General features: G+C 73.1%; 10 protein-coding genes. 3 read left to right on the plus strand and 7 right to left on the minus strand.

Annotated elements, in window-relative coordinates:
* Genes mraY through EKG83_RS38870 form a run of 3 tightly spaced genes read right to left on the minus strand, consistent with a single transcriptional unit; the run spans position 1 to position 4,081 of the window.
* Positions 1 to 1,089, minus strand: a complete 1,089-nt coding sequence (gene mraY, locus EKG83_RS38860; protein ID WP_033430721.1) for a phospho-N-acetylmuramoyl-pentapeptide-transferase — start codon at positions 1,087 to 1,089, stop codon at positions 1 to 3.
* Positions 1,086 to 2,555 carry a UDP-N-acetylmuramoyl-tripeptide--D-alanyl-D-alanine ligase gene (locus EKG83_RS38865; RefSeq protein ID WP_033430722.1) on the minus strand — a complete coding sequence of 490 codons (1,470 nt, stop codon included), beginning with the start codon at positions 2,553 to 2,555 and terminating at the stop codon, positions 1,086 to 1,088. The genes mraY and EKG83_RS38865 overlap by 4 nt, the downstream gene beginning before the upstream one ends.
* The gene (locus EKG83_RS38870; RefSeq protein ID WP_033430723.1) at positions 2,552 to 4,081 is read right to left on the minus strand and encodes a UDP-N-acetylmuramoyl-L-alanyl-D-glutamate--2,6-diaminopimelate ligase; all 1,530 of its coding nucleotides are present in this window, start codon (positions 4,079 to 4,081) and stop codon (positions 2,552 to 2,554) included. The genes EKG83_RS38865 and EKG83_RS38870 overlap by 4 nt, the downstream gene beginning before the upstream one ends.
* Positions 4,082 to 4,469: 388 nt before the next feature.
* Here EKG83_RS38870 and EKG83_RS38875 point away from each other — a divergent pair, with 388 nt between their 5' ends.
* Positions 4,470 to 5,279 carry a transposase family protein gene (locus tag EKG83_RS38875; protein WP_084717238.1) on the plus strand — a complete coding sequence of 270 codons (810 nt, stop codon included), beginning with the start codon at positions 4,470 to 4,472 and terminating at the stop codon, positions 5,277 to 5,279.
* 31 nt (positions 5,280 to 5,310) lie between these two features.
* On the opposite strand, the gene EKG83_RS38880 is transcribed toward EKG83_RS38875, so the two are convergent.
* The 4 genes from EKG83_RS38880 to mraZ form a co-directional block, all read right to left on the minus strand.
* Entirely contained in the window at positions 5,311 to 7,212 is a 1,902-nt protein-coding gene (locus EKG83_RS38880) for a peptidoglycan D,D-transpeptidase FtsI family protein (protein WP_033435970.1), read from the minus strand.
* Positions 7,212 to 7,859, minus strand: coding sequence for a hypothetical protein (locus EKG83_RS38885; RefSeq protein ID WP_033435969.1), 648 nt, complete (start codon positions 7,857 to 7,859; stop codon positions 7,212 to 7,214). Before EKG83_RS38885 ends, EKG83_RS38880 begins: the two co-directional genes overlap by 1 nt.
* Positions 7,856 to 8,803 (minus strand): 16S rRNA (cytosine(1402)-N(4))-methyltransferase RsmH, encoded by a 948-nt coding sequence (gene rsmH, locus EKG83_RS38890; protein WP_033435968.1) that lies wholly within the window; start codon positions 8,801 to 8,803, stop codon positions 7,856 to 7,858. Before rsmH ends, EKG83_RS38885 begins: the two co-directional genes overlap by 4 nt.
* Positions 8,804 to 9,006: 203 nt before the next feature.
* Positions 9,007 to 9,438, minus strand: a complete 432-nt coding sequence (mraZ, locus tag EKG83_RS38895; RefSeq protein ID WP_033435967.1) for a division/cell wall cluster transcriptional repressor MraZ — start codon at positions 9,436 to 9,438, stop codon at positions 9,007 to 9,009.
* A gap of 665 nt (positions 9,439 to 10,103) precedes the next feature.
* Here mraZ and EKG83_RS38900 point away from each other — a divergent pair.
* Positions 10,104 to 11,234 carry an AAA family ATPase gene (locus EKG83_RS38900; protein ID WP_063741586.1) on the plus strand — a complete coding sequence of 377 codons (1,131 nt, stop codon included), beginning with the start codon at positions 10,104 to 10,106 and terminating at the stop codon, positions 11,232 to 11,234.
* Between the two features lies 1 nt (position 11,235).
* Positions 11,236 to 12,498, plus strand: a complete 1,263-nt coding sequence (locus tag EKG83_RS38905) for a DUF58 domain-containing protein (RefSeq protein ID WP_033435966.1) — start codon at positions 11,236 to 11,238, stop codon at positions 12,496 to 12,498.
* The last annotated feature ends 1 nt before the right edge of the window (position 12,499 follow it).

The following is a 12,499-nucleotide window of genomic DNA, read 5'->3' on the forward strand; positions in this document are numbered from 1 at the left end:
TCAGCTCCCGACCGCGGTCAGCCACTCGCTGTAGAACAGGCCGAGGCCGAGCATGCAGCACATGGCCGCGAGCAGCCAGAACCGGATGATCACCGTGGTTTCCGCCCACCCGGCGAGCTCGAAGTGGTGGTGGAACGGCGCCATGCGGAACAACCGGCGCCGGGACGTGCGGAACACCGCGACCTGGAGCACCACCGACAGCGCCTCGACCACGAACAGGCCGCCGATGACGACCATCAGCAGCTCGGTGCGGGTGGTGATGGACAGGCCGGCGACCAGGCCGCCCAGCGCGAGCGAGCCCGTGTCGCCCATGAAGATCTTGGCGGGCGCGGCGTTCCACCACAGGAAGCCGATGCAGCCGGCCATCGCGGCGGCGGCCACCAGCGCCAGGTCCAGCGGGTCGCGCACGTCGTAGCAGCCCGCCACCAGCAGGTTCGAGCAGTTGTAGCGGAACTGCCAGAAGCTGATCACCACGTAGGTGCCCAGCACCATCGCCGACGTGCCGCCGGCCAGGCCGTCCAGGCCGTCGGTCAGGTTGACCGCGTTGGACCAGGCGCTGATCGCGGCGTAGCAGAACACCACGAAGCCGACGATGCCGAAGGACACCACGGCGATGTCGCGCACGAACGACAGGCTCACCGAGGCGGGGGTGATGCCGTCCTTGTTCGGGAACTGGATGACCAGGACCGCGAAGATGATGGTGGCGATGAACTGGCCGACCAGCTTCGCGGTCTTGTTCAGCCCCAGGTTGCGCTGCTTGCGGATCTTGATGAAGTCGTCGAGGAAGCCGACCACGCCCAGCGAGGTGGTCAGCATCAGCACCAGCAGGCCGGACGCGCTGGGCGTCTGGTCCTGCGCGGACGCCGACATCGAGTTGACCAGGTGCGCGCCGAGGTAGCCGGCCCACATCGCGACCAGGATGGCCACGCCGCCCATGGTGGGCGTGCCGCGCTTGGTCTTGTGGTGCTGCGGGCCCTCCTCGCGGATCTCCTGGCCGAAGCCCTGGCGGGAGAAGATCTTGATCAGGTACGGCGTCAGCATGATCGACGCGATCAGCGCGATGGCCGCCGCGATGAGGATGCTCTTCACTTGCTGACCGCCTCCAGGAGGGCCTCGGCAACCCGCCACAGGCCGTATGAGTTGGATGCCTTCACCAGCACGACGTCACCCGGTCGCACCTCGGCGCGCAGCAGCTCCGCGGCCGCCGCCACGTCCGGCACCAGAATCGCTTCTTCGCCCCATGATCCTTCCAGGTGCGCGCCCTGGTGCATCGCGCGGGCGTCGTCGCCGACCACGACCAGCTTGTTGATGTCCAGGCGGACCGCGAGCCTGCCGATCTCGTCGTGCGCGCGGACCGCGTCCGCGCCCAGCTCGGCCATCGGGCCCAGCACGGCCCAGCTGCGGCGCGCCGGGGTGGTGGCGCGGGAGATGGTGGCCAGCGACTTCAGCGCCGCGCGCACCGATTCGGGGTTGGCGTTGTACGCGTCGTTGATGACCGTCACGCCGTCAGGACGTTCGGAGACCGCCATGCGATGCGCGGAGACCCGCTCCGCCCGGCCGAGGGCCTCGGCCACCTGCTCCGGGGTGGCGCCCAGCTCCAGCGCGATCGCGGCGGCGGTCAGGGCGTTGCCGACCTGGTGCGCGCCGTGCACGGCGAGCCGGACGCGGGCCTGCCCCTGCGGCGCGACCAGCGTGAACGAGGCGCGGGCCTGCTCGTCGAGGGCGATGTCGGTGGCGCGCACGGCCGCGTTCGGGCTCTCGCCGACCAGGACGACCCGGGCCCGGGTGCGCCCGGCCATGCCGGCCACCAGCGGGTCGTCGGCGTTGAGCACGGCCACGCCGTCGGCGGGCAGGGCCTCGACCAGCTCGCCCTTGGCCTGCGCGATGCCCTCGCGGGAGCCGAACTCGCCGACGTGGGCGCTGCCGACGTTGAGCACGGCGCCGACGCGCGGCGGGGCGACCCGGCACAGCGCGGCGATGTGCCCGCGGCCGCGGGCGCTCAGCTCCAGCACCAGGAAGCGGGTGTCCGCGGTGGCGCGCAGCGCGGTCCACGGGTGCCCCAGCTCGTTGTTGAACGACCCGGGCGGCGCGATGGTCGGGCCCAGCGGGGCCAGCACCTGCGCGATGAGGTCCTTGGTGGAGGTCTTGCCGGACGAGCCGGTCACGCCGACGACGGTCAGCCCGGTCTGCGCGGCGAGCCGGTCGGTGACGTGGCGGGCCAGCCTGGCCAGGGCGGCGAGCACGGCCGCGCCCGCGCCGTCGGTGTCGCCGGACAGCACGTAGGCGTTGCCGCCGGCAGCGGTGACCGGCGGCGCGATGACGGCGGGCGCGTCGACGGGGCGGCCCGCGAGCACGCCGGCCGCGCCCCGTGCCACGGCCTGGGCGGCGAAGTCGTGGCCGTCGACCCGTTCGCCGGGCAGGGCCAGGAACAGCCCGCCCTCGGTGACCTCGCGGGTGTCGAACTCGACGGAGCCGGTCACCACCTCGTCGCCGGTGGCGTTGTGCAGGGTGCCGCCGACGACCTCGGCGATCTCGGCCAGGCTCAGCGGGATCACTGGAGAACTCCCCGGATGGCGGTGGTCAGTGCCTCGACGTCGGAGAACGGGTGGACCACACCCGCGACCTCCTGGCCGGTCTCGTGGCCCTTGCCCGCGACGACGACCACGTCGCCGGGGCGCGCGAGGGACACGGCGTGCTCGATGGCGCGGCGGCGGTCGCCGATCTCGACGACCTCGCCCCGCTGGTCGGCGGGGACGTCCAGGGCGCCGCGCACCATGGCCTCCCGGATCGCCGCTGGGTCCTCGCTGCGGGGGTTGTCGTCGGTCACGACCAGCACGTCGCTGCGCCGGGCGGCCTCTTGGCCCATCAGCGGGCGCTTGGCGGTGTCGCGGTCGCCGCCGCAGCCCAGCACGGTGATGACGCGGCCGGTGGCGCGGGCCCGCACGGCCCGGAGCGCCAGCGCGACGGCGGCGGGCTTGTGGGAGTAGTCGACCACGGCGGTGAAGTCCTGGCCCTCGTCCACGCGCTGCATCCGGCCCGGCACCCGGACCTCGCGCAGGCCGGTGCGGACGGCGTCGAGCGGGACGCCCCTGGCGTGCAGGCAGGCGATGGCCAGCAGGGCGTTGGCCACGTTGAAGTCGCCGGGCAGGCCCAGTTCGACGTCGAGCCGGGCGCCGCCGGGGCCGTGCGCGGTGAAGGACTGCTCGCCGGTGGCGGTGACGGTGGGGTCCGACGCGGTCCAGTCGGCGTCGCGGGTGGTGGCGACCGTGACGGTGCTGTCCTTGACCAGCCGCGGCCCCCACTCGCCGTCGACGCACACCACCTCCAGCCGGGCCCGGCCGTCGAACAGGCGGGCCTTGGTCTGGAAGTAGTCCTCCATGTCCGGGTGGAAGTCCAGGTGGTCCTGGGAGAGGTTGGTGAACGCGCCGACCGCGAAGCCGACGCCGCCGACGCGCCCGAGGCCCAGGGCGTGGCTGGAGACCTCCATGGTGACGTCGGTGGTGCCGCGCTCGTGCATGACGGCCAGCAGGGCCTGGAGGTCGGGCGCCTCGGGCGTGGTGAGCGCGCTGTCGAGCCGGTCGGTGCCGATGCGGGTCTCGACCGTGCCGATCAGGCCGGTGGCGCGACCGGCGGCCCGCAGCGCCGACTCGATCATGTAGGTGGTGGTGGTCTTGCCGGACGTGCCGGTCACGCCCCAGACGTCCAGCCGCGCGGACGGGTCGCCGTAGACGCGCGAGGCCAGCACCCCCAGCACCGCGCGCGGGTCGGGGTGCACCAGCACCGGCACGTCGCGCACCTTGGCCGCGCCGGCCGCGTCGGTCAGCACCGCGACCGCACCGCCCGCCACGGCCTGGTCGGCGAAGTCGGCGCCGTGCGCCCGGGTCCCGGGCAGGGCGGCGAACAGGTCGCCCGCGCGCACGTGCTGGGCGCGCAGCGTGGCGCCGGTGACCTGGACGTGCGCCCGGTCGGGAGCGGTCAGGTGGGCGCCGACGGCCGCGGCGAGCTCGGCCACGGCAACGGGGTGGGTGCGGGAAGGGCGAGGCGGGGCGGTCGCGACCTTGCCCTCTAGCTTGGCAGGCACGCGCGGAAGGCTACCGGCGCACGCAGAGTGGTCGTCCGGCACGTCCACTCCGGACCCGCCCCACCCCGCGAGTCATGCACTCAACACCCGCGTGTCATGCATCCAGCCCCCGCGTGTCATGCGCTCAAGCCGGGCGAGTCGTGCACTCGGTACCGGTGAGTTCGACGTTCAGCCGGTTCGTGCCGCAGGGCTGAATGTCGAACTCGGGAGGTCTGAGCGCATGACACGCCGGGTCTGAATGCATGACACGCCGGGTCTGAGCGCATGAGCGTTATTCAGAACTGCTGGCTGGGGTGGCCGGTGGTGATGCCTGGGCTGACAGCGCAACAGCCCTGCCCGGATAGGGTCGGTTTCCTCTCACAGAAGCACGACCACCAGGACAGGGCTGTTGCGCTACCACTCTACGACCGGGCTGTCCCCTGCCCAGCTGCGGGAGCTGACCACCCGGATCCGCCAGGTCGTCCCCGATCCCGACCTGCGACGGGGACGACCGCCCGCGCTCAGCCTGCACCGTTGTGTGCTGCTCACGCTGGTGCTGCTGCGCCACAACCTGTCCCAGACCCTCGCGGCCGACCTGTTCGGCGTCTCCCAACCCACCGTCTCCCGGATCTTCCGTCGCTTCACGCCCCTGATCGGCCAGGTCCTCTGTCTGCACACCCCGCGCCTGCCCGACCTGCCGGCCCGCCTGACCACGGTGCTGGTCGACGGCACCCTGATCCCCACCGGCACACGCGCCCACCCCGACCCGCACCCCACCGACGCGCCACGGCGCGGCCCGCACCCCAACCACAACGGCAAACACCGCAAACAAGGACTCTCGATCCAGGTCCTGACCGACCGGCGAGGCCGACTGCTCGCCGTCCTCCCACCCCTGCCCGGCCGCACCCACGACAGCCGCGCCTACCGCCTCTCCGGCCTGGCCGACCTGCTGGCCACCACCGTCGTGATCGGCGATCTGGGCTACCAGGGCACCGGCGTGACCACCCCACGCCGCAAACGCCCCGGCCACACCCGCCACACCCCCACAGACCAGGCATGGAACACCCTGCTCGCCCGGCACCGGTGGCCCGTCGAACGCGCCATCGCCCACCTGAAGAACTGGAAAATCCTCGCCACCGGCTACCGCGCCCGCCTGGCCGAACTCCCCACCATCATCCGCATCGTCACCAACCTCGAGCACTACCGCCTGAGCCGATGACTTCTGAATAACGCTCGAGGACTCGCGCGGGTTAGTTGGAGGTGAGGATCAGGGGGGTGAAGGGGGTTTGGTCGGCGGACATGGGGACCTGGAAGCGTTGGGCCAGGTAGGAGGCGATGTCGTGGAAGAGGGGGGCCGCGGTCATGCCGCCCTTGGTGGGGCGGTCGAGCATGATGCCCACCACGAAGCGCGGGTTGTCGGCGGGGAAGATGCCCGCGAAGGTGATCCAGTGGTCGGAGTAGGAGTAGCAGCTGCACTTGGGGTCGACCTGCTGCGCCGTGCCGGTCTTGCCGCTGACCTGGTAGCCCGGCAGCGCGGCCTGCCAGCCCGTCCCGCTCTGCTGCTGCGGCGCCTTCTGCACCACGGCCCGGAACATGTCGCGCACGGTCTTGGCCGTCTGCGGTGAGACCACCTGCACGCTCTCCGGCCGCGGCGTCTCCTTGCGGGTGCCGTCGGCCGACACCTCGGCCCGGATGACCCTCGGCGGGATGCGCACGCCGTCGTTGGCGATGGCCTGGTACATGCCGGTCATCTGCAACAGCGTCATGCTCAGGCCCTGGCCGATCGGCAGGTTGCCGAACGTCGAGCCGGACCACTGGTTGCGCGGCGGCACGTAGCCGGGCTCCTCGCCGGGCAGCCCCGACTGCGTGCGCTTGCCCAGGCCGAACTTGCGCAGCATGTCCGAGAACCGGTCCGGCCCCACCTGCTGGGCGGTCATCAGGGTGCCGACGTTGGACGACTTGGCGAACACGCCGGTGAAGGTCATGTCCAGCACCTCGTGCTCGGTGGCGTCCTTGATCAACCGGTCCGCGACCTTGATCCGGTCGTCGACCTGGAGCACGCTGTCCGGCTGGTAGATCCCGTCCTCGATGGCCGCCGCCGCGGTCACCACCTTGTTCACCGACCCGGGCTCGAACACCGACGAGACCGCGACGTTCCGCATCTGCTCCTCGGTGGCCTTGCCGAAGTCGTTCGGGTCGAACGTCTTGTCGTTGGCCATCGCCAGGACCTCGCCGGTCCGGCTGTCCAGCACCACCGCGGAACCGGTGCGCGCGCCCGTGTCCTGCGTGTACCGGGTGACCATGCGCTGCAACGCGTACTGCGTGTCCACGTCCAGCGTCAGCTCCAGGCTCTTGCCGGGCGTGGCCGCGGCCAGCTCGCGCGAGCGGTCCGGGCCGGGGATGACCACGTCGTCGTTGCCCTGCATGGTGTCGACGATGCGCCGCCCGTTCTTGCCGGCCAGCAGGTTGTCCTGCGAGTTCTCCAACCCCATCAGGCCGTGCGTGGCGGGCGGCTCCTCGTTCTTGCGCCAGTTCGCCGCGCCGATGATGTTCGACGCCAGGTCGCCGTTGGGGTACACGCGCACCGCCCGGTACTCCGAGCCGATGTCGTCGTACTTGTCGGTGATGACCGCGGCCTTGGCGGGCTCGACGTTGTCCACCAGCTCCACGTAGGTGGTGTCGCGGGACAGCTTGGCGAAGACGGTGTCGCGGTCGGTCTTCTGACCGCCGACCTCCTTGCCCAGCGTCTGCTCGACGAACGCGGCGATGTCGGCGATGCGCTGCTCGAAGCTGCCGATCTTCGGGTTGTCCTCCATCGCCTTGGCCCAGTTCGAGCGCATGATCCGCGGCACGGCGTACAGGGCGCGCGCCTCGACGCTGAACGCGAGCTGGTTGCCGTTGCGGTCCAGGATCGAGCCGCGCTCGGCCGGGATGTCGATGGGCGTGGCGCGCTGCTGCTCGGCCTGCGCGGACAGCGCCTCGGCCTGGAAGCCCTGCACCTGCACCAGCTTCACGCCCGCCGCGAGCAGCGCGCCGACCAGCAGCAGCCGGCCGACCGCCAGGCGCACCCGGCTGTTGCCCCGCCGCTTGGGTGCCGCACCGCGCACGGACAACGGGCGTCGTGCGGGTCTGCCCCGGCTGGGCCCCGGCATCACTGACCTCCTGGTACCGACTGCTCCGTCTGCTGCCCCGAGGCGGGCGGCTGCCCCGAAGTGGGCTGCTGGCCCGACGCGGGCGGGGTGGTCGTCTGCTGCGCCGCGGTCGTGGTGGGCGGCGCGGACGAGGTGCTGGGCGGCGGGGGCGGCTCGACCGCCGACGGCGTGCCGTGCACCTCCACCGTGCCGTCCGGCAGTTGGCGCAGCCACGCCGGGTCGCCGGCGGGCAGCATCCCGAGCTTCGCCGCGGCCGCGGCCAGCTCCAGCGGCGACTCCGCCATGGCCACCTCGCGCCGCAGCTGCTCGACCTGCCGCGCCAGCCTGGTCTCCTCGGCCCGCGCGTCCTGGAGCCGGTAGGAGTCCGCGGTCGCCTGGGTGGACAGCCACATGATCGCCGCGATGCCCACGCCGAGCACGACCATCACCATCACCACGAACGGCGCCTTGGGCGCGGGCGCGGACTGCCGCGTCACCGCCGGCCCGCGCCGGGGCGAGGTGCGCTGCGCCCGCCGCGCGTAGGCCCGCTCGACGGCCGCCGAGCGGCGCCGCTCCGGCGGCACCGCGCGCAGCGCGCGTTCCCGCGGCTTCGCGGACCTGCCCGGCTTCGGCGACGCGCCGCCGCCGGTTCGTGCCGGCGCGGTCACGTCGCCTCCCGGATGCGTTCCGCCGCCCGCAGCCGGACCGGGGCGGACCTGGGGTTCTCCTCGACCTCCCGCTCGGTCGCCTGCTCGGCGCCGCGCGTCACCAGCCGCAGCTCCGGTCCGTGACCGGGCAGCTCGACCGGCAGGTCCTGGGGTGTCCTCGAGGCGGCCAGCGCGGCGAACGCGCGCTTGACCATCCGGTCCTCCAGGGACTGGTAGGACTCCACCACGATGCGGCCGCCGACGGCCAGCACCGACAGCGCCGCGGGCAGCGCGCGCCGCAGCGACTCCAGCTCCTCGTTGACCTCGATGCGCAGCGCCTGGAACGTCCGCTTGGCCGGGTGGCCGCCGGTGCGCCGGGTCGCCGCGGGCACCACCGCGTACAGCAGCTCGACCAGCCGCCCGCTGGTGGTGAACGGCTCGCGCGCCCGCTCCCGCACCACGGCCGAGGCGATCTTGCGGGCGAACCGCTCCTCGCCGTAGTCGCGCAGGATCCGGGCCAGGTCGTCGGCGGAGTAGGTGTTGAGCACGTCGGCCGCGGTCGGCCCGGTGCCCGCGCTCATCCGCATGTCCAGCGGCGCGTCCTTGGCGTAGGCGAACCCGCGCTCCTGCGCGTCGAGCTGGAGGGAGGACACGCCGAGGTCCATCAGGATGCCGTCGACCCTGGCGCCGCCGACCGCCTCGGCGATGCCGTCGTAGGTGGTCTGCACGAACGTCACCCGGTCGCCGAAGGGCGCCAGCCGCCGCCTGGACAGCTCGATGGCCTGCGGGTCGCGGTCCAGGCCGATCAGCCGCACCCGCGGGTGGGCGCGCAGGACCGCCTCGGAGTGCCCGCCCAGGCCGAGCGTGCAGTCGACGAACAGCGCGTCCCGGTCGGCCAGCGCGGGGGCCAGCAGGTCGAGGACGCGGTCGAGCAGCACAGGCACGTGCCGCGCCCGCTCCACCACGAACCCTCCCTGGATCGGTCCCCCTCCTCACGTCAAGCCAAGACGAAAATTCGGGTGCAGTCAGGTCCCCGCCCGCCCGTCGGACCTGGCGCCGGGGAAGGTGCGCCAGGGCCGAAAGCCGAGCGGACCGAGGCCAAACGGCACCCGAAACCTCGAACGAACGACCGTGCTGAAACCACAGCCGGGCTGAACCCGCAACCGGGCTAGAACAGCCCCGGGAACACCTCCTCGCGCGTCTCCGCGTACCGCTGCTCGTGCTCGTCCATGTAGCGCTGCCATGCCTGGGCGTCCCAGATCTCCAGCCGGTTGATCGCGCCGATGACCACGCACTCCTTGGTCAGCCCCGCGTACCGGCGCAGCTCCGGGGCGATCAGGACCCGGCCCTGGCCGTCCGGCCGCTGCTCGTCGGTCCCGGAGAACAGGTAGCGCTGGTAGGCGCGGACCGCCTCGTTGGTGAACGGAGCCTCCGCCACCTTGCGCGCCATCTGCTCGAACTCGGCCCGGGGGAACACGTAGAGGCAGTGGTCCTGGCCCTTGGTGACCATCAGACCCCCCGCTAGCGCGTCCCGGTACTTGGCAGGCAGCGTCAGCCGGCCCTTGTCGTCCAGCCTCGGGTGGTGCGTGCCCAGGAACACGGCGACCCACCTCCCGGTGCCGGAACGCATGTCCGAACCGGCGGCGGGGCCCCCGTCTGCCCCACCGGCCGCCACAGTACCCCACTTTTCACCACAGTCAACGCTGAACCGGGTGGTTGATCGACCCGCCGCTCGACGTTTCCGCAGGTAGAGCGAAGATGGCGGCGGTGGAGGGCGGTGGGGGAAGTTGACCGGCACCACCTCGCCGAGTGAGCCGAACCGGGCCGAAATCCACCCGAACAGCCCAACGAAATCGGGCAAAACAGCGTCTTCGGGGACTCGGGTGGGGGATCGTGGCGGGGCGGTGGTGGAAGGTGGTGGGGCGGCGGCGAGGCGACGGTGGGACGGTAGCCGGGCCGGCGGCGGAGGGCAGTCCGGGCGGGTGTCGCGGCGGCCGGGTCGTGGCGGGCGGCGGGAGCCGTCGGCCGGGTCGTGACGGGTGGCGGGGAATAGCGGCGGCCTCGGCGGCCGGATCGTGTCGAGTCGGTGGCGGAACGTGATAGAGCCGCCGGTGGACCGGGTATCCGCAGCATTCGTGGAAACCGGCAGCGCGAAACTGTTCAATCGGTGTGGGGCGCTTCGCCCCGGTTTGACACACTGCGTGAAACGCTCACCGCCACCGCGAACCGGTCGCGGGAGGGCCGCGCCCTGCTCCAGGAGGTCGAGTGACTCCGAGTACCCAGCCAGCCGCCCTGCCCGAGCACTCCTACGGGGGCGGCGGCGGACCGGCGAACCACGTGAACAACGTGCACGCGCCCGGTGCCGCCCACCCCCAGCAGGGGCAGCAGGTCAGGACCGACGAGGTGCTCGCCGAGCTGCACGCGGTGGTCGGGCGGATCGCCGCGAACGTGGAGAAGGTGATCGTCGGCAAGCCCGACGTGGTGCGGGTCGCGCTGGTCACCCTGCTGGCCGAGGGCCACCTGCTGGTCGAGGACGTGCCCGGCGTGGGCAAGACGTCGCTGGCCAAGGCGCTGGCCCGGTCGATCGACTGCACGGTCAGCCGCATCCAGTTCACGCCCGACCTGCTGCCCAGCGACATCACCGGTGTGTCGATCTACAACCGGCAGGACAACGACTTCGAGTTCCGCCCCGGCCCGGTGTTCGCCAACATCGTGGTGGGCGACGAGATCAACCGCGCCTCGCCGAAGACCCAGTCCGCGCTGCTGGAGTGCATGGAGGAGCACCAGGTCACGGTCGACGGGCAGACCTACCCGCTCGGCTCGCCGTTCATGGTGATCGCCACGCAGAACCCGATCGAGATGGAGGGCACCTACGCCCTGCCCGAGGCGCAGCGCGACCGGTTCACCGCCCGCGTGTCCATCGGCTACCCGGACCCGCAGGCCGAGCTGGCCATGGTGGACGAGCACGCGGGCCACGACCCGCTGGCCGAGCTGCGCCCGGTGTCCGACGGCGAGCAGGTGCGCAAGCTGGTCCACGCGGTGCGGCGGGTGCACCTGTCCCCCGAGGTCCGCCGGTACGCCGTCGAGCTGGTCGGCGCCACCCGGCGGCTGCCGGAGCTGCGGCTGGGCGCGTCGCCGCGGTCGACGCTGCAGCTGGTGCGGGCCGCGCGGGCGCAGGCGGCGCTGGCCGGGCGCGACTTCGTGGTGCCCGACGACGTGCACGCGGTGGCCGTGCCGGTGCTGGCCCACCGGCTGGTGCTGACCGCGGAGGCGTCCGCGGCCCGCCGGTCGCCCGCCGACCTGGTGCGCAACCTGGTCCAGCGGGTGCCGGTGCCGACCGCGGCGCTGGACCCGGCGGGCCAGTTCCTCAACCACGTCAACCCGAACCACCGCTGACGTGCGGGGCGCCCTGTCCGGCCTGACCACCAGGGGCCGGTGCCTGCTCGCGGCCGGGTTCGCGGCCGGCCTCTGCGCGATCGTGCTCAACGAGCGCGACCTGCTGCGCGTGGCGGTCTTCGTGGTGGCCCTGCCGCTGCTGGCGGCGTGGCTGGCGCAGCGGGCCCGGGTGGGCCTGCACGCGAACCGGCAGCTGCACCCGAGCCGGGTCCAGGTGGGCTCGGCGGCGGACGTGCGGGTCGAGCTGCGCAGCGCCGGCCGGCTGCCCACGGGCGGCCTGCTGCTGGAGGACGCGGTGCCGTACGCGCTGGGCGCGCGCCCGCGGTTCGTGGTGGAGCGGCTGCCGCGCAACACGGTGACCGCGCTGCGCTACCAGCTCAAGCCGGTCATGCGCGGTGTCCAGCAGGTCGGGCCGCTGCTGGCGCGGATCACCGACCCGTTCGGGCTGGCCGAGTTCGACCGGGAGATGGCCGGTCGCAGCCGGCTGGTCGTGGTGCCGCGGGTGGTGCCGCTCAACGGGCTGCCCGGCGGTTCCGGCATGGGCTCCGGCGACGACGGCTCGATCCGGCTGCGCGCCGGGCAGGGCGAGGACGACGCCGTGGTGCGCCCGTACCGGCACGGCGACGACCTGCGGAAGGTGCACTGGCGCTCGACCGCGCGGCGCGACGAGCTGATGGTGCGCGTGGAGGAGCGGCCGTGGCGCGGCGGCACGACCGTGCTGCTGGACCACCGGCTGGCCGCGCACCGCGGCGGCGGGCCCGGCGCGAGCCTGGAGTGGGCGGTGTCGTTCGCCGCGTCCGTCTGCCTGCACCTGCACCGGTACGGCCACCAGGTGCGCCTGGTCGGCGACGACGGCCGGGTGCTGGCGGGCGGTCCGGGCGACTCCGGGTACAGCGACGCGGTGGTGCTCGACGCGCTGGCCGCGCTCCAGCCCTCGCACCGGCGCGAACCGGCGGTGGGCGACCCCGGCGCGGGTCAGGAGGTCATCGCGGTGCTGGGCGGCTGCACACCGGCGGCGGTCGACGCGCTGGTGCGCAACCGGCCGCGCGGGATGCGCAGCCTGGCGGTGGTGCTGGACGTGGCGGCGTGGGCGTCGTCGTCGGAGGACCCGGCGCCGAGCGCGGACGACGCGCGGCAGCTGCTCGCCACCGCCGGGTGGGGCGTGGTCGTGGCGCGACCGAACACGCCGATGGGTCAGGTCTGGCAGGAGCTGTGCCACAGCGCGGGCAACCGCGGCCCGGTGGTGCGCACGGAGGTGGGCTGAA

This window comes from Saccharothrix syringae (assembly GCF_009498035.1).
Taxonomy (GTDB): Bacteria; Actinomycetota; Actinomycetes; order Mycobacteriales; family Pseudonocardiaceae; genus Actinosynnema; species Actinosynnema syringae.

Bases quoted from the DNA above. Each gene is read 5' to 3' on its own strand.
- EKG83_RS38880 (WP_033435970.1), bottom strand. From the start codon at position 7,212: ATGCCGGGGCCCAGCCGGGGCAGACCCGCACGACGCCCGTTGTCCGTG.